General features: G+C 30.7%; 27 protein-coding genes. All 27 read right to left on the reverse strand.

Annotation, left to right across the window (positions count from 1 at the left end; genetic code table 11):
- Positions 1–124 precede the first annotated feature (124 nt).
- The 27 genes from ord to KQI38_RS16045 all read right to left on the reverse strand — a co-directional run bounded on the left by ord (position 125) and on the right by KQI38_RS16045 (position 26,742).
- Positions 125–1,174, reverse strand: coding sequence for a 2,4-diaminopentanoate dehydrogenase (ord, locus tag KQI38_RS15915; RefSeq protein WP_094900777.1), 1,050 nt, complete (start codon positions 1,172–1,174; stop codon positions 125–127).
- Between the two features lie 228 nt (positions 1,175–1,402).
- The gene (locus KQI38_RS15920; protein ID WP_216561168.1) at positions 1,403–2,815 is read right to left on the reverse strand and encodes a sigma-54 interaction domain-containing protein; all 1,413 of its coding nucleotides are present in this window, start codon (positions 2,813–2,815) and stop codon (positions 1,403–1,405) included.
- Positions 2,816–2,830: 15 nt separating this feature from the next.
- On the reverse strand, positions 2,831–3,568 hold the full coding sequence (gene pgeF / locus KQI38_RS15925) for a peptidoglycan editing factor PgeF (RefSeq protein ID WP_216561170.1): 738 nt from the start codon (positions 3,566–3,568) through the stop codon (positions 2,831–2,833).
- A gap of 2 nt (positions 3,569–3,570) precedes the next feature.
- Positions 3,571–4,041: a transcriptional regulator NrdR gene (nrdR, locus tag KQI38_RS15930; RefSeq protein WP_094900771.1), complete on the reverse strand. Its 471-nt coding sequence runs from the start codon at positions 4,039–4,041 to the stop codon at positions 3,571–3,573.
- Between the two features lie 57 nt (positions 4,042–4,098).
- A complete protein-coding gene (locus KQI38_RS15935) occupies positions 4,099–4,353 on the reverse strand; it encodes a YlmC/YmxH family sporulation protein (protein ID WP_094900769.1) in 255 nt (84 codons plus the stop codon).
- A gap of 266 nt (positions 4,354–4,619) precedes the next feature.
- Complete coding sequence (sigG, locus tag KQI38_RS15940; protein ID WP_094900767.1) at positions 4,620–5,393, reverse strand: RNA polymerase sporulation sigma factor SigG; 774 nt, start codon at positions 5,391–5,393, stop codon at positions 4,620–4,622.
- A 97-nt stretch (positions 5,394–5,490) separates the two neighbouring features.
- The gene (gene sigE, locus KQI38_RS15945) at positions 5,491–6,201 is read right to left on the reverse strand and encodes an RNA polymerase sporulation sigma factor SigE (protein ID WP_216561317.1); all 711 of its coding nucleotides are present in this window, start codon (positions 6,199–6,201) and stop codon (positions 5,491–5,493) included.
- Positions 6,191–7,114: a sigma-E processing peptidase SpoIIGA gene (locus KQI38_RS15950; protein WP_216561172.1), complete on the reverse strand. Its 924-nt coding sequence runs from the start codon at positions 7,112–7,114 to the stop codon at positions 6,191–6,193. The genes sigE and KQI38_RS15950 overlap by 11 nt, the downstream gene beginning before the upstream one ends.
- A 130-nt stretch (positions 7,115–7,244) precedes the next feature.
- Complete coding sequence (gene ftsZ, locus KQI38_RS15955; RefSeq protein WP_216561174.1) at positions 7,245–8,342, reverse strand: cell division protein FtsZ; 1,098 nt, start codon at positions 8,340–8,342, stop codon at positions 7,245–7,247.
- Positions 8,343–8,403: 61 nt separating this feature from the next.
- Entirely contained in the window at positions 8,404–8,757 is a 354-nt protein-coding gene (locus KQI38_RS15960; RefSeq protein ID WP_374041673.1) for a small basic family protein, read from the reverse strand.
- On the reverse strand, positions 8,750–9,475 hold the full coding sequence (locus KQI38_RS15965; RefSeq protein WP_216561178.1) for a DUF881 domain-containing protein: 726 nt from the start codon (positions 9,473–9,475) through the stop codon (positions 8,750–8,752). Before KQI38_RS15965 ends, KQI38_RS15960 begins: the two co-directional genes overlap by 8 nt.
- A gap of 11 nt (positions 9,476–9,486) precedes the next feature.
- Entirely contained in the window at positions 9,487–10,218 is a 732-nt protein-coding gene (locus KQI38_RS15970) for a DUF881 domain-containing protein (RefSeq protein ID WP_216561180.1), read from the reverse strand.
- A 1-nt stretch (position 10,219) separates the two neighbouring features.
- Positions 10,220–10,981 carry a cell division protein FtsQ/DivIB gene (locus KQI38_RS15975; protein WP_216561182.1) on the reverse strand — a complete coding sequence of 254 codons (762 nt, stop codon included), beginning with the start codon at positions 10,979–10,981 and terminating at the stop codon, positions 10,220–10,222.
- A 49-nt stretch (positions 10,982–11,030) separates the two neighbouring features.
- A complete protein-coding gene (murA, locus tag KQI38_RS15980) occupies positions 11,031–12,284 on the reverse strand; it encodes a UDP-N-acetylglucosamine 1-carboxyvinyltransferase (RefSeq protein ID WP_338114480.1) in 1,254 nt (417 codons plus the stop codon).
- Between the two features lie 77 nt (positions 12,285–12,361).
- On the reverse strand, positions 12,362–13,465 hold the full coding sequence (murG, locus tag KQI38_RS15985; protein WP_216561186.1) for an undecaprenyldiphospho-muramoylpentapeptide beta-N-acetylglucosaminyltransferase: 1,104 nt from the start codon (positions 13,463–13,465) through the stop codon (positions 12,362–12,364).
- Positions 13,466–13,470: 5 nt separating this feature from the next.
- Positions 13,471–14,598 (reverse strand): putative lipid II flippase FtsW, encoded by a 1,128-nt coding sequence (ftsW, locus tag KQI38_RS15990; protein ID WP_094900749.1) that lies wholly within the window; start codon positions 14,596–14,598, stop codon positions 13,471–13,473.
- Position 14,599: 1 nt separating this feature from the next.
- Positions 14,600–15,949: a UDP-N-acetylmuramoyl-L-alanine--D-glutamate ligase gene (murD, locus tag KQI38_RS15995; protein ID WP_216561188.1), complete on the reverse strand. Its 1,350-nt coding sequence runs from the start codon at positions 15,947–15,949 to the stop codon at positions 14,600–14,602.
- An 18-nt stretch (positions 15,950–15,967) separates the two neighbouring features.
- On the reverse strand, positions 15,968–16,933 hold the full coding sequence (gene mraY, locus KQI38_RS16000; protein WP_216561190.1) for a phospho-N-acetylmuramoyl-pentapeptide-transferase: 966 nt from the start codon (positions 16,931–16,933) through the stop codon (positions 15,968–15,970).
- A 33-nt stretch (positions 16,934–16,966) separates the two neighbouring features.
- On the reverse strand, positions 16,967–18,427 hold the full coding sequence (locus tag KQI38_RS16005; protein ID WP_216561192.1) for a UDP-N-acetylmuramoyl-L-alanyl-D-glutamate--2,6-diaminopimelate ligase: 1,461 nt from the start codon (positions 18,425–18,427) through the stop codon (positions 16,967–16,969).
- Positions 18,428–18,509: 82 nt separating this feature from the next.
- Positions 18,510–20,669: a PASTA domain-containing penicillin-binding protein gene (locus KQI38_RS16010; protein ID WP_216561194.1), complete on the reverse strand. Its 2,160-nt coding sequence runs from the start codon at positions 20,667–20,669 to the stop codon at positions 18,510–18,512.
- 12 nt (positions 20,670–20,681) lie between these two features.
- Entirely contained in the window at positions 20,682–21,143 is a 462-nt protein-coding gene (locus KQI38_RS16015; RefSeq protein WP_216561196.1) for a hypothetical protein, read from the reverse strand.
- Position 21,144: 1 nt separating this feature from the next.
- A complete protein-coding gene (gene rsmH / locus KQI38_RS16020; protein WP_216561198.1) occupies positions 21,145–22,104 on the reverse strand; it encodes a 16S rRNA (cytosine(1402)-N(4))-methyltransferase RsmH in 960 nt (319 codons plus the stop codon).
- 14 nt (positions 22,105–22,118) lie between these two features.
- Positions 22,119–22,550 (reverse strand): division/cell wall cluster transcriptional repressor MraZ, encoded by a 432-nt coding sequence (gene mraZ / locus KQI38_RS16025; protein ID WP_094900815.1) that lies wholly within the window; start codon positions 22,548–22,550, stop codon positions 22,119–22,121.
- A 199-nt stretch (positions 22,551–22,749) separates the two neighbouring features.
- Positions 22,750–23,490, reverse strand: a complete 741-nt coding sequence (lgt, locus tag KQI38_RS16030; protein ID WP_216561200.1) for a prolipoprotein diacylglyceryl transferase — start codon at positions 23,488–23,490, stop codon at positions 22,750–22,752.
- Between the two features lie 63 nt (positions 23,491–23,553).
- Positions 23,554–24,843, reverse strand: a complete 1,290-nt coding sequence (yfmH, locus tag KQI38_RS16035) for an EF-P 5-aminopentanol modification-associated protein YfmH (RefSeq protein WP_201259779.1) — start codon at positions 24,841–24,843, stop codon at positions 23,554–23,556.
- 49 nt (positions 24,844–24,892) lie between these two features.
- Positions 24,893–26,164 carry an EF-P 5-aminopentanol modification-associated protein YfmF gene (gene yfmF / locus KQI38_RS16040; protein WP_094900735.1) on the reverse strand — a complete coding sequence of 424 codons (1,272 nt, stop codon included), beginning with the start codon at positions 26,162–26,164 and terminating at the stop codon, positions 24,893–24,895.
- A 125-nt stretch (positions 26,165–26,289) separates the two neighbouring features.
- Positions 26,290–26,742 carry a YhcN/YlaJ family sporulation lipoprotein gene (locus tag KQI38_RS16045; RefSeq protein ID WP_158220084.1) on the reverse strand — a complete coding sequence of 151 codons (453 nt, stop codon included), beginning with the start codon at positions 26,740–26,742 and terminating at the stop codon, positions 26,290–26,292.
- Positions 26,743–26,776: the final 34 nt, after the last annotated feature.

Here is a 26,776-nt window from a genome sequence, read left to right on the forward strand (position 1 = left end):
ACATTACCTTAGATTACTCATTAACCTTGTAAAAAAGACAGGAGAAACACCCATACTCTTTTGGGGGAATATCTCCTTATCTTTTAATTGTTAATTGTTCTTCGTTAATTGTTAATTGTTTTAATTAGTCTTCTATTAATTCTCTCATATCTCCCATAATAGCTCTTGGAACTGGTAAATCTATCATAGTTTTTAAACCTGGTCTTGCGTTGATTACGTTTGGAATCATATTAACTGTCATAGCTATAGTTCCAATACCTCCAGGTACTTCAGGAGTAATTTGCATATTGATATTTGGTGTACCTTTTATTGTTATATAATCTCCTGTTGTTCCACCTTCTAATTGTGGTTCAACTTGTTGTGGATGAAGCATTTCAATTTTTAGCTCTCCATCAACATAGCCAAATCCTTTCATGTTACATCCAGCTACATCTCCAGGTTGTACTTCTGCATATGGAGCTTTTCTAAATACTGATGAAACAATAGGTGCTCTATCTAATTTAATTTCATCACTTAATTTCCATCCTAAAGCATCCGCTATCATAGTAATTGATTCTGGGAATCCTACGTGTCCAGCTAAATCATTTTCTGCTACCCTTTTGTTAAATGTGTCTACAGTAATACCTACTCCTTGGCCGTGCATTACTGCTGGACCAAATGGTGAAAGATTATTGATTCTCTCAGCCTTAATGCTTTCTACATCTATACATGCTCCAGTAAGTGTAATTACTAGTAAGTCCATAATAAGTCCTGGGTTAATACCAGTACCTAATACAGTCACTCCATTTTCTTTAGCTATCTTATCTAATTCTTTAGCTAATTCTGGTTCTTGTGCTTGTGGATATGCCATTTCTTCTGCAGTAGATACTACATTGATTTTTCTTTCAAGGCAATATTTCATTTTGTCAAAAGAATCTCTTGTAAATGAATCAGTAGCAATTACTACGATGTCTGCAACACCTTCTTTTATTACATCTTCATAAGAACCTGTAAGTAAGTCTTTTCTATTTCCTCTTTCAATATCTAAGAAGTCGTACATAGATTTTCCTATCTTGTCCCCTCTTACAACTGCTCCAACTATATCTACACCTTTCTTGTTTAAAAGCATTTCTGCTATACCTTTACCCATTGCTCCTAAACCCCATACGATTACTCTTACATTATCTTTTCTCATGAAATAAACCTCCTTAATTAATTTTATTTATTGTATATGCAATGTCTTTGCTACACTTACTATATATGCAATATCTTTGCCAACTTTTTAAAGAATTATTATACTTATAGAAAATTGTCTATTTAGAGCGATTTATCACAAAAATAAAAGTATTTTCAAACAATTTTAAATTTTAAAATATATAAAAAAATGCAATAATATTTGCATCTAGATGCAAATATTATTGCATTAACTCTTATATTTTTTTAATTTATGCTGTAATGTCTGTCTTTTTATTCCCAATTCTTCTGCGGTTTTAGATATATTATATTGATTATTATTTAAAGCATTAAATATAATATCCTTCTCCATCTCTTCTAATATGTTAGGTAAAGTTTTATTTTTCTCCTGAAAGACAATAGCATTTTTCAAAGGCTTATCTTGCATTATATAGATGGAAGAAATAAAATCTTCCTTTTTCAATATCCTTTCTTCATCATCTACTATATTCATAGCTCCTTCTATAACATTGCCTAATTCTCTAACATTTCCAGGCCAAGTATATTCCATGAAAGAATTTATTACCTCTTCAGATATCTTCTCTATTTTCTTTCCTAAAAGAGAATTATATTTATTGACAAAATGATTTGATAATACTAAAATATCTTTTTTTCGTTCCTTTAATGATGGTATCTGTATAAAAATAACATTTAATCTGTAATATAAATCTTTTCTAATGGTTTCTTTCTTTAAGGTCTCTAAAGGTTCTTCATTTGTAGTAGCTATTATTCGTACGTCAATAGGTATATCTTTTGTCCCTCCTACACGTCTTATATATCCTTCTTGCAATACCCTTAAAAGCTTTGCTTGCAAAGGCAATGACATAGAATTAATCTCGTCTAACATTAGAGTTCCACCATTAGCTTGTTCAAAAATTCCCTCTCTTTCAACTGCTCCTGTAAATCCTCCTTTGTCAGTTCCAAATAATATTCCTTCTAATAGTGCCTCGGGTATAGCAGCACAATTTTGTGCTATAAAAGGTTTATTAGCTCTTATACCTCCATAATGGATACTCTGGGCAAACAGTTCTTTACCAGTACCTGTATCTCCATATATAAGCACACTGGAACTTGAATTACTAGCCTTTCTTGCTATTTTCTTAGCTAATGACATAGACGGATCTTCGCCTATAATATCATCAAAATTATATCTTTTTATCTTAGCTCTAAGACTTTTCTTTGATGATTTAGTTGATGATAGTTCATTTTGTAATTCTATTAATTGATCAGATAAGTTTTTAATATGTGTTATGTTATTAGCTATTTCAAGAGCTCCTATTATCTTCTCATCCGAATAAAGAGGTATAGTTGAATTTATAGTAGTTATCCTTTGTCCCTTAAAGTTTAAATAGGATTGCGTACTATTTAAAATAGCTTCTCCTGTATGAAGTACCTTTATTAAAGTAGATGTCTCTTCATTTAGACTAGGAAAGATATCTAAAATATCCTTTTCAATTACTTGATTTGTATCTAGCCCTTCTAGCTGAGCCATAACTTTATTATAGATTACAGTCCGTCTCTCATTATCTATGACGTGAATCCCTATATCTGCATGATGCAAAATATTTTGCATTATGATTTTGTTTAAGTCTATTTTCTTCATTCTATCATCCTTAGTTTAATGATTTAAGGTTATAGCTGCAATCATTCTATTTTTTGTTCCTTTTTCTTTTCTATAGGAATATAAATTATCTATATTACAAGATGTACATAATTTACTTAAGAAAGTTTTCTTTTCACTTACTCCTAGATTTATGAGATTCATCTTATTTACTTTCCATAAATCTAAGTACATCTTATGATCCCTATATATAATCATATCTATATAATCAGGATATTGTTTCTTAAAGAGTTTTTCTACATCAAGTCCTATTTCATAACAACAAGATCCGATAGATGGACCTATTGCAGCTGAAATATCTTCTATATTACATCCAAAATGTTCAATCATATTTTCTATTACTACTTTGACTATATTATTTAAAGTTCCCTTCCAGCCAGCATGGGCCAAGGCTATTACTTCTTTAATATTGTCATAAAAATAAATAGGTACACAATCAGCATGGTAAGTACAAAGTGCTATACCCTTTTTATTGGTTATAAATCCATCCTTCTCTTGGGTACTTACTTCAATAATATTTTGATCTTTTATAATCAGTACATCCGTTCCATGAACTTGTTTTGCTCTATAGATATTTTCTTCATGTATATTTAATACTTCAGATAAATTATTAAATAATTTGTCCTGCTCCCAGCCTATCCTCGTCGAAAAAATATGATTCATCTTTTCATCAAAGTTAAATCCCTCTATTTGATAATATAAAATATTATCTTTATATTTCTTTATAATTTCCATATTTATCTCCTATTTTCATTTCCTTCATCTAATATTTTTTTTAATTCTTCCATAAATGAATTTAAATCTTTAAACTGTCTATAAACAGATGCAAATCTTACATATGACACTTCATCAACATCTTTTAATTTATTCATTACCATTTCTCCAATTTCCTCAGATTTTATTTCTTTCTGCAAAGAATTATACAAGTTTTTTTCTATATCATCTACAATCCCTTCAATAGTGCCTACAGAAACAGGCCTCTTTTCACAAGCCTTTATTATTCCATTTAATAATTTATTTCTATTGTAAGATTGTCTATTGCCATCTTTCTTTACTACTATAAGAGGTATTTCTTCAATTTTTTCATAAGTGGTGAACCTCTTACCACATTCTATGCACTCTCTTCTTCTGCGAATTGCTTGTCCTTCATCGGTAGGTCTAGAATCTATTACCTTTGATTCAAAGTATGAACAAAATGGACATTTCATATTTTCACCTCTTCTAATATTCTACAACTTTATTATAGTATAATGAATACAAAATGTCTAACTAGATATTTCGTTCTTATAATCTACTAAAATAGTATCTGTACCTATTCTTACTATATCATTCCAATCAATAACTATTTCTGAATTCTTACCAAATAGACCCAATACTTTACCTACTCCTGCCCCTAATATTATTATTGCATCAATACGTCCATTTTCTAGATTTAATTCAAAATCATCAACATATCCCATTCTTTGACCAGTGTTTATATTTATTATTTCTTTTTCTCTTATTTCTGATAATTTAAACATAGTTCCACCTCTTCCTTAATATTTAACCTTTTACTATGTATATATAATAATAAAGATAAAATATGACTATAATTTGCTGAGATAAGACAAATCATAAAAAGATTCTATCAAAATATTGATAGAATCTTTTTTGCATCGTATTTAAGGTAAAAAATAAGACCTTTCTTTAAGTTATAAAAGCGATTCTCTAACTCTAAGTTGATGAAATATCAAACCTTCTGCTATCAGGTCCTATTTTTATGATTTATATATAGTTTATTATGGTGCTAGACATATTTTCTCATTTGTCTTAAAGCATTTTTCTCAAGCCTTGATACTTGTGCTTGCGAAATACCAATTTCTTCAGCTACCTCCATTTGAGTTTTTCCTTCGTAAAACCTTAAATTCAATATTTGTTTTTCCCTATTATTTAATTTACCCATGGCTTCCCTAAGTGCTATTTCCCTCAACCATATTTCATCTTCGGCCTTCTCATCCTTTACTTGATCCATAACAAATATGGCATCACCGCTATCATGAAATATTGGTTCAAATAGAGAAACTGGTTCCTGTATTGCCTCAAGAGCAAATACTACATCTTCTTTTGGTAAATTTAACTCTTCCGCTATCTCATATATAGTCGGCTCTTTAGAATTTTTATTAATTAATTGTTCTCTTGCATTCAAAGCCTTATATGCGATATCACGAAGTGATCTAGAAACTCTAATTGAATTGTTATCTCTTAAGTATCTTCTTATCTCTCCTATAATCATAGGCACAGCATAGGTAGAGAATCGTACATTTTGGCTTAAATCAAAATTATCTATGGCTTTTATTAAACCAATACAGCCTACCTGGAATAAATCATCAACATGTTCTCCTCTTCTATTAAATCTTTGGATAATGCTAAGTACTAGTCTTAAATTTCCCTGAATAAATTCTTCCCTTGCTTTTAAATCTCCTGCTTTTATTTTAATAAATAATTTTTGCATTTGCTCATTAGTTAGTACTGGAAGTTTTGAAGTATTTACTCCACATATCTCTACTTTAGATATATGCATTTATTTTCATCCTTTCATGCTGTATTGCCCCTTTCGTATAAAATTATTGCCTCTAATATTATTTTTATTCATAAAATAATATTAGAGGCTAACCAATTTACATCAACTTTACCATTTCTTTCCTAAGTCTTTTAATTATCCTTTTTTCTAGTCGTGATATATATGATTGAGAAATCCCTAACAAGTCAGCTACTTCCTTTTGGGTTTTTTCTTTTCCATTATAAAGACCAAATCTCATCTCTATTATAGCTTTTTCTCTGTTAGATAACCTATCTATTGCTTGTTTGAGAAGAGTTTTATCTACTTCCATCTCTATATCCTTAAATATTACATCTCCATCTGTACCAAGAATATCAGATAGTAAAAGTTCATTACCATCCCAATCAATATTTAAAGGTTCATCTAGAGATATTTCAGATTTCATTTTGCTAGTTCGCCTTAAATACATTAAGATTTCATTTTCTATGCACTTAGATGCATATGTCGCTAGCTTTATATTTTTATCTGGATCAAAAGTATTTACAGCTTTAATTAATCCTATTGTACCTATTGAAATAAGATCTTCAATCGATATCTTTGTATTTTCAAATTTTCTTGCTATATATACTACTAATCTCAAGTTTCTTTCAATAAGAATTCCTTTAACACTTTCATCTGTTTTAAGTAATGATAAATAATATTCTTCCTCTTCAGGTTTTAGTGGAGGAGGTAATACCTCTCCACTACCTATATAATAAACTCCTTTAACTAGATTTAACTTACTTAATACCTTATATAAAAGCTTATGTAATTTCATCTTAATTTTCATTAACACATAAATCCCCCCTGTTTAATATCCTTAAATTTAACAAACCACTATATTGATTATCCGCAGAAAGCCTACCATTGAATATGCCTATTAATAAATCATCATGGGTTGCGATAAAATCGCCATTTGAAATCGTTATATAATCTGGTTTAAATCCTATTAAAATTCCATTTTTTGAGCCAACTGATTTAAATGGGATAATTCGAATTGTGATTTCTTCTTTCAAAGCTTCCATCATCTTCTCAACAACAGTGAAATCATCTTCCTTATTTTCTTCAAAAGTTTCTCTTATGAATTTAGGCAGTAAATTATTTATAACCTCATACTCCACAACGAAAACTGGTAATTTAGATAATGGCTCAATTAATGAATTACCTGTATCTGTTAATGCTGTAAAAGATGATTTTTCATTATTTAAATGAACTGTTACACTTAACAGCTCTTTTTCTTTAGATAATTTTTCTTGATAATAATGTACCATATTCTTAATCATGATTCCTCCTAATACTACTCCTAATATTATATATTTTATAGGAAATCTACCTCCCAGATAATCAGGCTTAAATAATACATTATAATAATTATTAGTAAAATAATAAAAACCAATACTTGCTCCTGCAAAAATAAAAGATATAACATAAAAGGCAGATAATTGCTTTATATATAAAACTAGAGATTTAGAGTTGTATGCAAGTTTTACTATTATAAAAGATATTACTATTTTCATATAAAAGTTTGCAAGAAAACTTAAAGACGGAAAAAATAAAGCAAAAGGATATAAAGCAGTTATAGTAGAAGTAATAAAAATTCTGCCTTTAGTCGTTTTGGTCCTAGTAATTATCTTTGTACTTTGTAATATAGCGTAATTTATTATGAAATTTTCGATAAATAGATACTCTGCTATTATATACAAAGGAATACCTCCTTTGATTTATTTTATTCTCTAATTAAGATTATAGGACATAAAATGTAAAATTTTTGTCACTTTATGAGCAAATAAAAAAAACGTATCTCGTCAATAAGATACGTTTTTCTTGCTTTTATTATAATTCTTTTTTATCTCTTCTCCTAAGAAAAATTGGAATATCTAATTCTTCATTATCAAGAGTAGGTGCTGCCTCATTTCCCGCAGCTCTATTAGCATTAATATCATTTACTCCTGATTTTGTAGTATTTATATCTTTGGATAACATGTCAAATCCTGTAGCAATAACAGTTATTTTAATTTCATCCTTTAGGTTTTCATCTATTCCTGCACCAAATATTATATTTGCATCTTTATCTACAGATGCCCTAATTAGATCTGCAGCTTCATTAACTTCAAAAATACCTAAATCTTCCCCACCTGTAATATTCAATAATACAGATTTTGCTCCTTCTATAGAAGTTTCTAACAGAGGAGATTTTATTGCTTGCTTCGCAGCCTCTGTAGCTCTGTTATCACCTGAAGCCATGCCTATACCCATATGTGCAATACCTTTATCCTGCATTATTGTTTTAACATCTGCAAAGTCCAAATTTATAAGATTTGGAACTGCTATCAAATCTGATATCCCTTGGATACCTTCTTTAAGTACCTCGTCTGCCATCACAAATGCTTCAACCATAGTAGTCTTTTTATCTGAAACCTGAAGCAATCTATCATTTGGTATTGTAACTAAAGTATCTACTTTAGACTTTAATTCTTCTATTCCTTGCTCGGCATGTTTTAATCTTCTAGGCCCTTCAAATGTAAAGGGCTTTGTAACTACACCTACAGTAAGAATGCCTAATTCCTTAGCTATTTCTGCCACAATAGGCGCTGCTCCTGTTCCAGTCCCACCACCCATTCCTGCAGTTATAAATATCATATCAGCACCTTTAATAGCTTCCATTATATCATTTCTATTTTCTTCCGCAGCCTTTGCCCCAATATCTGGATTAGCACCAGCACCTAATCCTCTAGTCAATTTCTCTCCTAATTGAAGCTTTACCTCTGCCTTTGAAGAATATAAAGCTTGTCTATCTGTATTTAATGCTATAAAATCAATACCTCTAACTCCGTGTTCAACCATTCTATTAACTGCATTGTTTCCACCACCACCAACGCCAATAACTTTTATTTTAGCAAATTGATCTACATCAACATCAAAATCAAACATATTTTTTCCCCCTTATCTTATTGTAGATAATCTTATATTTAATATAGTTTCAATACATCAATTAATTAGATTCCTTCCTTTTGAATAGCAGAATCCTTCTAATTTGTGCAAAGTTTTCAAATAGTCGTCCTCCAAAAGTAAATATAGCTGCATAATATAGAGGAACTCCAAGTCTATCACCTAAATAAGCAAGAAACGCTGCTAAAGCTGCATTTCCAAAAAAACCTGAAATAAATATATTTATATTAAAGTTTTTTTCCAAATTAGACCTTATACCGCCAAACACCGAATCTAAACAAGCTAATATCGCTACTGATATATAAAGTGAGTAGGATGTATTATAAGTATATGGCAACATAAAGCCTATTATAGCCCCTATTAAAATTCCAATTAGTGCAAAAAACAAATTAATCACCCTCCCCTAATTTTTTGGCGTATTTAAAATTAAATGCTCTTGTAAAACCAGGAATTGTTATTGAATCCTGTATTTCTGGTTCGAAACCTATTTGATATACATTTTTTAATATATCACCATAAGTTCCAGGTGCATTGACAGCAGCATATAGTAGCTTTGGATCACCAATAGCTTTAATAACAAAAGGAGTCGCTGAACTTCTCCCATTTATTCTAATAGTAGGACCACCACATTTTATTTCTGATGTAGCAAGTACCCTTTCACCATTGATGCTTATAGCCTCTGCTCCTGCTATTCTCAAATCATTTATTATATTTAATATGTCTACATCATGGATAACATCATCATTAATATCAAATCCTACAACCGTTTCTTCTGGATTATCATACATAGTAATAACAACTCCTGGACCCTTCAGATCCGTTCGACCAGAATGTATTTTATTGTATTTAATTTGTTCTAATAGAATATCTATTATATTATCGTCACCTTTTGCAATGTTTTCCAGCAGCTCTAATTCCTCTTCTTTCATCTTAATTAGTTTATTTAATTCAGAAATTTCATTATTGATTGAGATGATTTCAGCTTTTGTTGCTTGTAATGATTTAAGAGTTACTGGAGCATACGTCTCAAGTTTCATTTTTATTTGAGTAGCTATAAAAATACCTATTATAATACTAAATAAGGTTAGGATGACTCTAGGATTATTGTTTTTCATAATAATCACCCCTATTGATTTATATTTTCTTCAACTGGACTTGAATATATAAATTCCTTGATTTTTCTATATTTTGGTATAGTAATATTAGATTCTTGGTTTACTTGAACAAGATAATCATAAGATCTTAAATGTGTAACTATTCCACCTTTAAGATTTAATGCTGATTCCAATGTCTCTGGCTTTCCAATGGCTTTAATAACAATTGGAACACTAGTAGATACTCCATTTATTTCAATATGATTTCCTGCCTTTTCTATTTCTGTAAAGGCTGTATACCTTTGATCATTAATAGATATAGCTTCAGCATCAGCTGCATTTAAAACAGATATTACTTGAAGTACTAATTCTAGTTCATCTATAATACTATATCCTTCACCAAATTCAAGATCTACAGGCGGATCATTTATCTCCATTACAATTCCAGGTCCTTCTAAGTCTAAATATCCTGCAAGCGTTCTATATTTCATTGTATCATTATATAGATTTTCTGCATACACATTTTTATCCACTTCACTCATTTCATATTGCTTTATTTTAGCTTCCAGTTCTTCAATTCTTTTGGTTTGGGATTCTCTTTCGTTTTGAGCCTTCTTAAGTTCCACAGCTAATTGCTGCGCCCTCTGTGTAGGTAAAACTCCTTCACCAACAGTTTTATTTATGGTTTTAAACTGGATGGATAAAATAACCCCCAAAAAAATCGATACTAATGTTAATGCAATATATTCCTTAGCTTTTTTCATTTTACCCCTCCCCTTCTTCATCAAGTACAACTATAGGATTATCTCCTCTATCCATTAAGATCATCTTACATGGTATTTGTTCTTTCTCAATATTTTCTAATATTTCATTTAAGTAGTTCAACTTATATTTTACATTATCAAGGGTACCAAAGGCAACAGAAATACCATCAATTAGTCTTATATTAACATTGTTATTATCTACCATGTTAATTTCTTTCATTTTTGGTAATAATCCAATAGCATGTCCTTCAGATATAAACTCAATATTATCCTTAGTTTCTGATTCTAAAAATATATTATCTCCTGGTTCCTTATCTTCTATTTTCAAACCTAACAATAGTGGTAATTTTTCATTTTGAATATCTACAATATCTAGTATATACCCCTCAATATCAAGCAATATAAAAGAGGAAATTTCTTTTATCTGTATTATTTCTTTACGTTCTATAATATCAATAATAATTCCTTTTGGAAGCTTTCTTTTTATCTTTACTTCCTTTATATATGGTAAATTCATTAAACCTCGTTTTCCCGACTTAGTACTTACTTTAAATATATTTTCTCCAATATTTATAGATGATGCACTAATTATATTATCTTTTGGGATTTTATTATTCCCTATTACTTTTATATTATCTATAACAAAAAAATCAGAATTAAGAGCTAGTGCAAATACTAATAAAATTAAAGATATTAATAATACAAATCGAAAAAAGAACCTTCTTCTTCTCATTTTTCTTTCCACACGGGAAATCTTTTTCATTGTCTTCACCCCTAGGCCTGTCCTTCTAAATAACTAGCAGCAAAAGCTGCTAATTACTCTTGATAATATCTGCACCTAATTTTTGTAACATTAAATGAAGATCTTCATATCCTCTCTCTATGTGATGAATATTATAAACTTCTGTAGTTCCTCTTGCAACAAGTCCTGCCAAAGTTAAAGCAGCTCCCCCCCTTAAATCCTTAGCTGTTGTCTTAGCACCTGTTAGTTCCTTTACTCCACTGATAACTGCAACTCTCCCAAAGGTTTTTATATTTGCCCCCATTCTAGTAAGCTCTTCAGCATGCTTAAATCTATTCTCAAATACTGTTTCAGAGATTATACTAGTTCCATTAGCTATTGATAAAAGAGCCATCATTTGAGCTTGCATATCGGTTGGAAATCCAGGATAAGGAAGGGTTTGTAACATTTCAATGGGGTTTATTCTCCTCGGTCCTGTCACCTTCATAGAAGTACCATTACTATATATCATAACACCTGCTTCCTTCATCTTTGCTATAATTCCAATAACATGGTCTACAATAACATTATTAATTATTATATCTCCTCCAGTTATTGCTGCCGCAGTCATAATTGTTCCCGTTACAATCCTATCAGATATTATGCTATGTGTTACATCTCTGAGATCTTTTACACCTTCTATTGTAATAACAGATGTCCCTGCTCCAGAAATTCTTGCCCCAGATTTATTTAAGTAATTCTGCAAATCAATTATTTCTGGCTCTCTAGCTGCATTTCTAATTATTGTCGTACCTTCTGCCGTCACTCCAGCTAAAATTATATTTTCCGTAGCTCCTACAGAAGGATAATCTAGTTGTATATCTGCACCTTTAAGCCCTTCTGCCTTACAGTACAAATGTCCATGAGACTCTTCGATTTCTGCCCCCATATTTCTTAAAGCTTTAAGGTGTAAATCTATAGGTCTCGGACCAATTTCACAACCACCTGGATAAGAAATAATAACCTCACCAGTTCTCGCCAACATAGCACCCATAAAGATAATGGATGATCTCATTTCTCTAACTAACTCTTCCGGAACTATTATTTGATTCAGTGGCTTAGAATCAATTACCATTGTACTCCCTGTTCCATCAACATCACAACCTAATGCTATCAGTATCTCTTTCATTATTTCAACATCTCTAAGATTAGGGATATTCGATATAATACTCTTATTTCCGCCTATAACTGTTGCTGCTAATATTGGTAACACAGCATTTTTAGCACCCGAAATTGAAATTTCACCTGTTAATCTATTCCCACCATTAATAATATACTTTTCCACCAAATCACCTCCATGTATGCTCATAATTAAGTATATATGACCATATTATGCATGGATGAAAATGGGGTTACATATTATTATTTGACAATTGTATTTATGAGTTCAACTATTCTTTCTGATGCATCAATTTTCCCAAGCTTTTTACTTTTACTTGCCATTTGTACTAATCTTTCTTTATCTTGAATTACACTATATATAATATCATTTAATGTATTCTCTTTTATATCCTTCTCAAGAACTAATATAGAAGCCCCCTTATTTTCAAAGGCTCTAGCATTAAATTCTTGATGATTCTCAGCGGTATATGATTTTGGTATCAAAATACTTGGAACTCCCACAGCGGAAATTTCAGCCAAAGTAATAGCTCCTGAGCTAGTAACCACAAGTGTTGCAATATTAATGGCTTCAGGTATTTGATATAAATAGGGAAATACTCTAATATTCTTATTTAAATTAATATTATCCTTTTTTAATCTGTCTATGAATTCATCATAAAATCTTTTACCTGTTACATGTATTATCTGTATATCTCCCTTTCCCATAGATTCCTTTATGAAATAATACATTGCGTCATTTAAAGTTTTTTGTCCTCCACTACCTCCGAAAGATAAAACAAAAGGAATATTTTTATCTATATCTAACACTTTATATGCTTCTTCTTTATTTATTTCAAGAATTTCTTTGCGAATTGGGTTTCCAGTATTTAAAACTCTATCAGGATATTTAAAATATTTTTTTGCTTCGTCAAAAGTTACAGCAACTTTATCAACATATCTTGATAATATTTTATTTGTAATACCAGGAAAAGCATTTTGTTCATGTATTAATGCAGGTATTTTTTTCTTTTTTGCCATATATACCACTGGTCCACATACATATCCGCCAGTACCTATTACTACATTTGGTCTAAAATCTTTTATTATTTTTTTTGCGTCATTGATTCCATGAATTAATTCCTTAATAGCTATAAGTGATTCTTTGTTTATTTTTCTAGGCATTCCCTTCACTCTTATAGTTCTAAATTGAAATCCTTCCTTTGGAACTAGCTCTGATTCTAAACCTTTTTCTGTTCCAACATAAAGAATTTCTGCATTTTTATCTTTACGTTTTATTTCTTTTGCAATGGCTAAAGCAGGATAGATATGCCCTCCAGTGCCTCCACCTGTAATCAAATACTTCATAATCTTCAGCTCCTATCTAAATTTGCATGCCTTGAAATGTTCAGTAATATTCCTATGGCAGACATATAAATCATCAAGGAAGTACCTCCATAAGAAACGAAAGGTAGCGTAATTCCTGTAGTAGGTATAGACGATGTTACTACTGCTATATGAATTAAAGATTGAACTGTCACTAAAGCTGTAATTCCTGATGCTAAGAAGCATCCAAAACTATCATCTATACTAAGTGCGATACGTATTCCCCTCCAAATAATTAACATCAATATTAGAATAACAGTTAAAGTACCTAGAAAACCTAATTCTTCCCCTATAATTGAAAATATAAAATCATTGTAGGACTCAGGTATATATGAAAACTTTTGTCTGCTTTTCCCTAATCCTAAACCAAATAATCCACCTGAACCTAGAGCATATAAAGATTGTACCGCTTGCCAGCCAATATCAAGTTTATAAGCAAAAGGATCTCTAAATGCAGTTATTCTATTTCGTCTATATGCATTATCTGGTCCTGATAATACTAAAAATCCCAGACCTACTGCCCCTACGCCCATAAAAATCAAATGATATAAATTCATCCCAGCTATAAAGAACATACTCATTAAAGTACCTGCTAAGGTAATAGTAGTGCCTAAATCTTTTTGCACATATATAAAACCACAGGATATACCTATAATGATTAAAGCAGGTATTGTTCCTTGTTTTAAAGTTCTTATATGTTCCTTCTTATTTGAAAGAAAGTTTGCAAAATAGATAATAGAACCAATTTTTATAGCATCAGAAGGCATAAAAGTTGTAAATCCCAAATTAATCCATCTTCTAGCACCTTTTGCTTCTTTTCCTAGTGGTGAAAATATTAAAGCACCAGAAATCAAAGCTAGTAAGTATACCCAAAATGAATACTTCTTCCAAATTTTATAATCAATATTCATACAAATTATCATTCCCACTAGGCCTACAGATGCAGCTATTATTTGTTTCTTTAAAAAGTGATAACCATCTCCAAAGTCCTGCATAGCCTCTGGCCAGGATGAACTAAATACCATGATTATACCAATAAATACTAAAATTAAAGCTCCCATAAGCAAACTAAAATCAACAGCTTTTTTCTTTTTCACTGATTTCCCTTTTGCCATTTTAATCCTCCTTTAGACCATAAACGGCATCCTTAAAATCTTGACCTCTTTCTTCAAAGTTACTGTACATATCCCAAGATGCACAAGCAGGAGATAATAAAATATTATCCTTCCTTTGACCAAGGTCATAGGCTAATTTAACTGCTTCATGCATATTTTCTACTAAATGTATATTATTAAATCCGCAAGTTAAAGCAGTTTCTTTAATTTTTTCCTTAGTTTCTCCTAAAAGTATTAGATCTTTAACCTTTCCATTAAAAGATTTAATTAATTCATCGAATTCAGATCCCTTATCATACCCACCTGCTATTAATATTATTGGACTATTTATAGCTTCTATTGCTTTAATAGTTGAATCAGGATTTGTTCCTTTAGAATCATTATAAAAAGACATTTCATCTATAGTCTCTACATATTCTATTCTATGTTCTAATCCTTTAAACTCTGATAAAACTTTTGCTATTATTTCTACGTCTATGCCCATAGCCCATCCTACTGCAATACTTGCTAGTGCATTTTCTAATATTATTTTAAGGTCTTTGTGTGGTAGGGCTTTTATAATGGTTTCTCCATCTTTTATAACTATATAGTCACCATCAATATATACACCATTATCTAATTTATGATTTACACTAAACCAAATAATATTTGAATTAACTTCCTCTTCCATTTCTCTAAGAGTCTTATCATCATAATTTAATACTGTATAATCAGATTCATCTTGATTTTTAAATATCTTTTTCTTAGCACTAATATAATTATTTAATGAACCATGCCAATTTAAGTGGTCTGGTGTAATATTAGTTATAAGGCTTACTCTTGGTTTAAAATATATAGTATTTTCTAATTGAAAGCTACTGGCTTCTATTACAAAAACATCTTCTTTTTCTGCATTCACCATATTCCATAGAATACCAACACCGATATTCCCTGCAACATATGTATTGTAATCAGCCTTCTTAAAAATTTCACCTATTAAAGCCGTAGTAGTTGTTTTTCCATTAGTACCTGTTATGGTTATTATCCTATCTGTAGGAGAAATCCTATATGCAAGTTCAATATCTGTTGTTATTTCAATATTTCTTAGCTGAGCCTTTAGTAAAATAGGAGCTGTTGGTGGAATACCAGGACTTTTAACTATTAAATCAATATCCTCTAAAGGTATATCATTAGTATTTAAATGTTTTTCAACATATATATCTTTAGTATTATCAAAAAAATCCTTCAATTCCTCTTTAGTTTTAGAATCAGATACTACAATATTTGCTCCCAATCTATGAAGAGCTTTTACAGTAGACAATCCAGAGACACCAAGTCCAAGAACTAAAACCCTTTTATTTTTCAAGTACATAAAACCAGCTCACTTTCCTTAAATTAAACTTAAAATTCCAATCAAACAAAGAATTACTGTGGCAGTCCAAAACACTGCTACTACTTTAGTTTCTTTCCAGCCTTTTTGCTCATAATGGTGATGTAGCGGTGCCATCAAAAATACTCTTTTCCCAGTTAATTTAAAAGATGCTACTTGTATAATTACCGATAAAGTCTCTATAAAATAAACTCCACCTACTATTGGTATTACAAGGGGAATATTTAATAGTATGGCTATGGCTGCGACTGCACCTCCTAAGGCTAATGATCCAGTATCTCCCATAAATACCTTCGCCGGATGTGCATTATGTATCAAAAATCCCAGACATGCTCCTGCCAATGCAGTTGAAAATATGGAGATGCTTCCCATACCCCAATTTAATGCAATAAGTCCAAAAAAGGATAATATTATTAATGTGACACCAGATGCTAATCCATCTAAGCCATCAGTTAAGTTTACTGCATTTACAGTAGCTACTACTACAAAAGCAATAAATGGAATATAAAGAGGACCTAAATCTAAATATTGATTGTTCAAGAAAGGTACAATCAGTTTAGTGCCTAAAATAGATGTAGATGATTGATAAACTGCCAGTACAGTAGCTAACATTACTTGCCCTATTAATTTTTGATAAGCTCGAAGTCCTAATGATCTTCTTTTAACTACTTTTATGTAGTCATCAATAAATCCAATTAAACCAAAACCAAAAGTAGATATTAACAGAATATACATATCCTTATTCATCATACCTGATGTCAATACTGTAATGACTAAAGCTATAAAAATAATAATTCCACCCATAGTAGGGGTTCCAGATTTTTTTAAATGGGTTTGTGGTCCATCATCTCTAACACTTTGCCCTATTTTCAGTCTTCTTAATAATGGAATCATTATTGGACCCAGAATAAGAGTAATCAAAAAAGAAATGGAAATTGTTCTAAAAATATCTATATATTCAATCATTTATTTTCTCCTCTCAAGTATCTAATCCAAGTCTTAATTATTCTTTGAATGTAAATAATCAAGAACAATTTGTCTTTCATCACAGGGATAAGTTTTTCCCTTAATAAGGGTATAAGTTTCATGCCCCTTTCCAGCTAGCAATATTATATCTTTAGGTCTAGCATTATCTATCGCATATTTTATGGCTTCTATTCTATCAACTATTTTTATATATTTTCCATTTGCTTTTCTTGTACCAACCAAAACATCTTCAATTATCATCTCTGGGTCCTCATACCTTGGATTATCTGATGTAACTATAAATAAATCTGCATGACGTCCTACAGTTTCTCCCATTTCTGGCCTTTTAGTCTTGTCTCTATTGCCACCTGCCCCGAATACAACTATTTTTCTACCTTCTGCAAATTCATCAATGACAGTAAGTACCTTATCTAGAGCATCTGCAGTATGGGCAAAATCAATAATAACCGTATAATCAGTATTTGTAGGCACAACCTCGAATCTTCCCTTTATCTCTTCAACTGCTTCTAGCCCCTTTTTAATAATTTCTAAAGGAATTTCATATGAATATGCACAAGCTGCTGCTGCCAATGCATTATATACACTAAACTCTCCTGGTACATTTAGAAGTACATTAGTTTTACCCTTAGGAGTATTTAAAGTAAATCTGACTTTAGATAATGTAAATTCTATATCAGATGCAAAAACATCTGACTTTTCCTTTATTCCATATGTTAGTAAAGGCACCCTTTCCCCTACTATTTCAACAATCTTCTTTCCATAATCGTCATCTATATTTATTATATTAGCTTTATCTGTTTTATAGAAAAGCTTTAATTTACTATTAAAATATTTTTCCATTGTTTCATGATAATCTAAATGATCTTTAGTAAGATTAGTAAATAATCCTATTTGAAAATCCATATACTCTACTCTTTTAAGTTCTAAAGAATGAGATGAAACTTCCATAATACAAGTATCTGTTTCTATATCTGCCATTTTCTTTAATAAATCATGAATAATTAAGGCATTTGGCGTAGTATTATCAATTTTTATATTTTCATCTCCAATAACTGCTCCAATAGTTCCAATAATCCCTACTTTTTTATTGTTTTCCTCTAATATGCTTTTAATAAAATAAGTGATAGATGTCTTGCCATTAGTTCCCGTTATACCTATCATCTGCAGATTCTTCCATGGCTCTTCATGAAAGATACCAGAAAATTTTGCCAGTGCATCTATTGAATTTTCCACCTTAATTACTGTAATATCCTCATCAATAGATACTTGCTTCTCTACTACTACTCCTACAGCTCCATTTTCTATTGCCTTGTCAATGTAATCATGTCCATCTACAGTAAATCCTTTTTCTGCAATAAATAGGTTCCCTTTTTGTATTTTCCTTGAATCATTTTCAACTCCAGTTATATTTATGTCTAGTTTTCCTTTAATTAACTCAAATTCATAGTCTCTTGTAATATACTTTAGATTCATAATGCACCTACTTTCTTTTATCCTATATGAAAATATTAACTAAAAGGCAACTTCATTTAAGTTGCCTCTAATTATATTACTCTTATGTCTCACCAAATTCAACCTCTATTTTTGTATTGATAGGTATCTCTTCACCAGGTATTGGATTTTGAGTCTTGGCTTTTCCTTCTCCCTTTAGCTCATAATTTAGATTTAACTCATCAAGAATTTTAATTACATCTTCCTTATCTTTTCCAATAAGATAAGGCATTATGATTCGTTTTCCTGCTTTTTCATTTACATATAAATCTACTATTGAGCCTTTTTGAACTTCTGTATTTGGTAATGGAAATTGATCTATTACAACTGAATCAGAGGTTAAGTTTAAATATTCAGTTGTATACTTTAGTCCTTTCTCAGTGAAAATCTTTCCTGCATCACCAATCTTCATATTTCTCGCATCTGGTACTATTACCTTTTCAATAATTTGCCCTTTCTCATCTTCTGTAAAAACTGGTGTAACTTCGAGATGGTTCAAAGTCTCTTCTAACACAGTCTTAGCTATAGGTGCTGCTATAGTTCCCCCATAATATTGCCCAACAGGTTCATCTACTACAACCAATATTGCCACTTGAGGGTTATCTGCTGGAGCTACACCAACAAAAGAGCCAATATACTTACCTGGTGCATATCTACCATCAATAATCTTCTGAGCAGTACCTGTTTTTCCACCTACTCTAAATCCTGGAATATATGCCTTAGTTCCTGTACCTTCACTAACTACATTTTCTAACATTTCCATTATAGTCTTAGAAGTTGATTCTGATATAACCTTTCTTTTTATTTCTGGCTCAAATGTTTCAACAATTTTTCCTTCATCATCTATTAACTCTTTTACAAGTCTAGGCTTCATTAAATTACCACCATTAGCAATGGAAGATACTGCATTAATTAACTGTAAAGGAGTAACTGCTATACCATGACCATAGGACATTGTAGCCAAATTTACTTCCTTTATGCTATCTGTACTAGCTGGTATAATGCCTCCCTGTTCTCCATTTAAATCTATATCTGTGGTTTCACCAAATCCAAAAGCTTTTATGTATTTATATAATAATTCTTTCCCTACTTTTCTACCTAAATCAACAAAAGCTACGTTACAGGAATTGTTCATTGCCTCTATAAATGTCTGATCTCCATGAGGATTATACCATCTAGCACATCTTAATAATACACCTTTTATATCTCTAACAAACCCATTACAATAAAAGTGAGAGTTTAGGTTAGCAATATTCTCTTCAATGGCAGCAGCTGCAGTAATTACCTTAAATGTTGATCCTGGTTCATAGGCATCATTGATAGCAAAATTTCTCCACATATCATACCAACGTTTTTGAAGCTCTTCCTGTGGCAATGCTTCCCATTCTTTTTTAGTTTCTTCATTTAATGGTATTCTTGGATTATTAGGATCATAATCCGGCTTAGAAGACATCGCTAAAACATCTCCTGTTTTTGGTTCCATCAATATAATAGAAACATTCTTAGCGCCTGTAACTATTGCAGCTTCTTCAGCTGCTTTATCTGCAAAATGTTGTATTGTCTCATCTATAGTTAAAACAACTGACAGCCCATCTGATGCTTCATATATCTTTTCACCATCAAAAGGTAATTGTCTACTTGCTGCATCTGTAGTTTTTACCCATTTTCCTGGTGTACCAGTCAAATATTTGTCATAAGTCCTTTCAATCCCATATAATCCATTATTGTCAATATCAGTAAAACCTAATACAAAAGAAGCAAAATTTCCATATGGATAATATCTTCTATTATCATCTACTATTTCTATACCAGGTAATTTTAATTTTCTCAACTCTGCAGCTTCTTCTCTAGTTATCCACTGTTTTAATTTTTCAGTTCCTATCTTTTTAGTAATCTTTGTATATACAACTTCCTCATCTAGGCCTAAAACTCTCGCCACTTCTTTTGCCGTTTTATGAGCATCTTTTATATCAGGCGGACTAGCCCATACTGTAGATGCTGTTATACTTACTGCTAACTTTTTGCCTTTCCTATCATAAATAACTCCACGTTTTGATTTTATAGTTATTCCTTTGGTCCACTGTTCTAATGCACCTTTCTTCAGTTCTTCACCTTTTACTATCTGTAAGTAACCTAATCTTCCAATCAAAAGTATAGAAACCATAACTACTACACCAAAAACAAATAATAATCTTTTCTTAGATGAATAACTGGGTTTTGCCAAAGCAACTACCTCCTAAAACAAGTTTGTAACCATGCTAAATACCTTTCTTATTTGCTTTCCAATACTACTTTTTTCCACATGTTCCACTTTATTGTCATTTATTGAAACGTATACTATCTGTCCCTCAGTTGGATAATTCATGCCTAATTTTGTAACTGCATCCTCTGCAATTTTTACTGAGGATTTTATTCCTTCAAGATCAGCTACTAAATCTAATTTTACCTTCTCAAGCTCTACTTTCTGCCTTTCTAAATTAGTTATTTCTTGTCTCACTGCTGTTATATTTGCATATCGAAATAATATAGATAAAGCTATCCCTAAGATTACCATAGGTATACTCATAATTGTCAGCTTTGCAAGGCTATTATTTTTCTTCTTCTTTTTTTCTTGTATTTTCCTTGTTTTCTTTCTTGGTTTCTCTTTGACTTCTAGTGCTTCTGTAGGGTAATAACTAAGCTCTTTCGCTACTAACAATTTATTCTCCCCCTTTTCTATTTAGAACATTAAGTTTCTCAGCTATCCTAAGCTTAGCTGATCTAGACCTAGGATTTATAGTTATTTCTTCTTCGCTTGGTATTATTGGTTTTCTAGTAATAATTTCTATCTCTCTAGTTTTCTGACATACACATTTTGGTAAATGTGGTGGACAAATACAGTCAAGATATAATTCCTTAAATCCTTCTTTTACAATTCTATCTTCTAAAGAATGAAAAGTAATAATAGCTAATCTACCATTTGGATTTAAAAGGTTCACCATCTTAGGAATTGATTCTATTAAAACATCTAGCTCTCTATTTACTTCTATGCGAATCGCTTGAAATGTTTTCTTAGCTGGGTGATGTCCATCTTTCCTTACTTCCTTTGGTATTGCTTTCTTAATAGCTGACACTAGCTGAAGTGTTGTGTCAATAGATTTTTCTTTCCTTTCTTCAACAATAAACTTAGCTATCCTTCTAGCCCATCTATCTTCACCGTAATTCCAGATGATTTTTTCCAATTCTTCTTCAGAATACTTATTTACTACATCCCAAGCAGAAAAAGAACTTGTCTCATCCATTCTCATATCTAATGGTGCATCTTTATTATGGGAAAACCCTCTGCTTTCTTCATCTAACTGATGTGATGACACACCTAAGTCTAAAAGAATTCCATCTACTTTTTCAATCCCTAAATCACTTAATACTTCATATATATTTTCATAGTTATTGTGAATTAATATTACCTTGTCACTATATTCTTTAAGTACTTCACTTGCTTTTTTTAATGCATTTAAATCTTGGTCTATTCCTATTAACTTTCCTGTAGTTAATCTCTTCACAATCTCAGCTGAATGGCCAGCACCTCCTAAAGTTCCATCTACATATATTCCATCTTCTTTTATATTTAATCCATCTAATATTTCCTTCAATAAAACTGATATATGCTCGAATTTCATACAATCTCCCCCAGTTATATCCCTAACTCAGCCATCTTCTCTGCTATACTATCATAAGATAAATTATCATCATCATTGTAAGCATCCCATTCTTCCTTGCTCCAAATCTCTATCCTAGTAGATACACCTATAACTACAGCATCTTTATCTAATCTGGAATGTTCCCTAAGATTAGCTGGTATAAGAACTCTCCCTTGCTTATCTAAAGCACCTTCACTAGCTCCTGCAAAGAAGAACCTAATGAATGCTCTCGCATCACGGTTGGTAAGTGGTAATGTTTTAAGTTTTTCTTCTAAAACAGCCCATTCATTTTTAGGATATACAAAGAGGCAATTATCAAGTCCTTTAGTCATAACAAATTCTTCCCCTAATTCTTCTCTGAATTTAGAAGGCATTATTATTCTTCCTTTAGTATCTAAAGTATGTTGATATTCACCAATAAACATACCAATCACTCACTTGCTGTATATTTCTTACCACTTTCCACCACTTTCTACCACTATATATACTATTCTACACTAAATTAAAAAATCCTTCCACCCTTTTTTGAAAAAAAACAATTTAGTACTTTAGTCATAGTTCTCTATTTTTCGACATTACAGGGTAAAATGACATAAAAAAACTGCTGGCATTTTTTACCAACAGTTAAAATTTATTCTTTATATTTTTTCTTATTCTATAAAATATATACATTGGAATAACAACTCCTATTACACTTACAAGCTGCGCAACCCTAATTGGTCCAAACATTAGGCTATCCGTTCTAAGTCCTTCTATAAAAAATCTAATAAATGAATATAAGGATAAATATAATAGAAAAACTTCTCCTTTAACTTTTTGTTTATTCTTTCCATACCATAGAAGGAACAAAAAAACTAAGAAATTCCAAATGGATTCATAAAGGAAAGTAGGATGTACCTTTACTCCATTTACCATAATTCCCCAAGGTAAATTTGTAGGACCACCATGGGCTTCTTGATTTATAAAATTTCCCCATCGCCCTATTGCCTGAGCTAGTATTAAGCTAGGAGCACATACATCTGCAATTGTCCAAAAATCTATTTTGCGAATTCTGGTAAAAATAATGGCTACAATAATAGCAGTGATTATGGCTCCATGTATTGCCAATCCCCCATTTCTAATATTTAATGCTTCTATAGGATTATACTTATACATATCCCAACTAAATACTACATAATACAATCTCGCACCTACTAAACATAAAGGAACTTCCCATATTAGGAAATCCATTAAAGTTTCTTCATCAAGTCCAACTCTTTTAGCTTCTTGAATAGCAAGTATAGTACCTATTAGTACCCCTGTAGCAATTAAAATACCATACCATCTAATTTCAAGTCCAAAAATCTGAAATGCAATTGGATCCATAATAAAACCACCTTTCAAAATACTTCATTGGACTAGTATATCACAAATTAAGATTGATTTCTATTATCTCAAGGGATTTATTATGGACAAGACAGAATTATCTTTTGTAAAATGATTGTTAAATCTCTCAACTATATCTTTATATTCAATAGATTCCAAGATATCTAAATAATCTATTAATAAGAAATCATCGAAATACAAAGAAATAAATGTATTTGCAATAAATTCAACAGAATTCAGCCCCATTAGGAACTCTCCCATACTTTTCTTCTTTATACGATTGAAATCCTCTTCTAATAAAATTGAAGTTATTTCTTTTTCAAAGAACAACATGATTCTATTATATACCTCTTTGGGATCCTTTGATTCACCTACAATCATAGAATGTCCATAGGATTTTTTCCCTGTATAATATGCTCCAAAACTACTATCAATAAGCCCTTCTTCATACATATCATTATAAAATACAGAGCTAGATCCAAATAACATATCAAGTATAAAATTTGTAATAAAATCTTTTCTAACTCGCTTTTCTCCCTCTAGCTCATTATTTGTATCCTTAAATCCAATATAAAACAAAGGGCTAGACGTCATCATGCTTTCTTCAATAAACTTTTCTCTTACTTCTTTAGGTTCCTCTGGAAAAACTCTATTGATTTTTTCTACTTCCTTATAATCCTTTCTCTCTGATTCATCTATTACTTTGATTATCTCATCAAAGGATAGATCGCCTACGATAAATATAACCATATTGGTTGGACTATAGAATGTGTCATAGCATTTATAAAGTAGTTCCTTGTTTATATTTTGGATACTTTCCACAGTTCCAGCTATATCTATTTTTACTGGATTCTCATTATACATTGCACCTAGGCAATTAAAAAATACCCTCCAACTTGGATTATCTCTATACATATTTATTTCTTGGGCAATAATTCCCTTTTCTTTTTCTACATTTTCATCAGTAAAATATGGATGCTGTACAAACTCTACTAATAGGGCCAGATTATCATAAAAGTTTTCAGTAGATGAAAACAAATATGCTGTTTGAGTAAAATTAGTATAAGCGTTAACATTTGCTCCTAATCTGGAGAATTTATCAAAAATATTTTGTTCAGGCTCTTCAAAAAGTTTATGTTCTAAAAAATGTGCAATGCCTTCAGGCACTTCTACTGTTTCTTTTTCTCCTATTGGTGTAAATACATTATCAATGCTACCATAATCAGTGGCAAATATTGCATATTGTTTTGTATATCCTTCCTTTGGCATAAAATAAACTTTTAAGCCAGATTTCATCTTTTTATAATAAAGTTTTTCTCTTATTTTTTCGTTTTCGTATATTTTGATATCCAACTTATATACCTCCTTCTATTTTTAGGCTGTTTTAGTATCTATGTCATTTCTAAGCTTTTGAATTTTTCATGAAGTATATAGTATCAAGAACAACCTTCGACATAGCTTCTGTTATCTCTTCTCTACTAACACTATCAATATCTCTTAAGATTTCTTCCAAAGATCTACTATCTTCAGATAATATTTGACTAAAGAAATATTCCGATATAAGAAAAATACTATCTCTAATAGATTCCGTTGAAGATTTTATGGATTTTTTTGATACCTCTATATCTTCGTCAGTAAAGTTTCCATGTTTCATTTCTTCTAACTGCTCTTTTACAATATCTATTGTTTTTTCAAAATTATTAAATTCAATACCACCATCTATTAACATAATGGATTTATATTTATAAATAGTAGAAGTAATATAATAAGCTAAACTTTCCTTTTCTCTTACATTTCTAAATAATTTAGAATTTGGCCCCCCACCTAGAATATCACTTGCTACTATAAGGCCATTATATAATCTATCCTCATAGGGAATTCCCGTTCTGTAACCCAGTACTAATTTCCCTTGAGTTACATCTAAATCTTCATGCACCATATTTTTAGTTTGAACTCCTGATATAATTTGTTCCCTTGGTATAGTGATAACGCTATCTCTTTCTACTTTTTCTATATTTTTAATATACTCTATTAATTTTTCATCATATTCCCCAACATAAAATATTTCTATAGGAGATGTATTAATTACATTTTGATAATGCTTATACAATATGCCTTCGTCTATATTTTCCAAATCATCTATATTACCTAACGGAAAAATACTAAACTTTTCATTTCTGCACATTTCTTCTATACATCTATCTAGGGCATAAGATCTTTTATCATTTATTCTTCCTTCAATTTTATGTCTCAAATTTTCTTTTTCTTGTTCAACATAATCTCTTCTAAAATATCCTTTTTCCAAAGCTGGATTATAAATAATAGATTTCAAGAGATTAATTACTTCATAAATATAATCTCCATCACCTACATAATCACCATTAACAGTCTCTACAGTAAATCTAAGAACATGCTTCTCGCCTCTTTTATTAATAGCTATACTTAGGCTTGCTCCATAGGTTTCTTCTAGCTTTCTTTGTATCTTTAAGTTTGTATCATATTCAGCTGTACCTCTCTTAAGGACTAAGGGCAGTAAAGCATTTTTGGTAACCTCCTCCTTAGACAAGGGTCTTAAAAAATAATAACTAAGTAAATTAGATTTAAATTTATCTGTTCTTATTAAGTTTAGATATATCCCATTTCCAATTTTGATTCTTTCTGATTTTAGTGTCAAATTGATTCCTCCTTCTCATATATTATTTTACTATACCCAAAATTAAATTTGTTACTTATATTAATATTATGTATTTAATAAAAAAATACAAAAAACCCAATCTTTCCAATTGGGTTTCAGATTTATTATTTGTTTTTTTCAATCATTTTACTAATTTCACCAACATGTTTATCATAGGGTGAACCATTCAATAGATCACTTATAATCTGTACAATCTGAAAAAAAGTCTTTTCATCATTAGATATTAATACTTCTTTAATCCCTGCATCCTTTTCCATGACTAAGCTATTAATTAAGTCTTTAGTATCTTCTGTAAGCACTGTATCATGTGCCATGATTACAGAAACCAGCGCTGTATCGTTGAAGATAATAGTTGCTGCATCATCTATACCAAAAAGTTCAACTACATAATCCGCCAAATCTTCTGACCTATCTATTATTATCTTATCTTCGATTGATACTTCTACTGCTGTATCCTCCGGCTCCTCTATCTCAACTATTTCTTCGTCTTTAACAGCCTTACAGCCAATTTGTAAAAACAACATTAAAGCTAATATAAATAATAAATATCTTTTCAATTTATCCCTCCTCTTATTATAGTTTTTCATAATT

This window comes from Tissierella carlieri (genome assembly GCF_018917285.1).
GTDB classification, from domain to species: Bacteria; Bacillota; Clostridia; order Tissierellales; family Tissierellaceae; genus Tissierella; species Tissierella carlieri.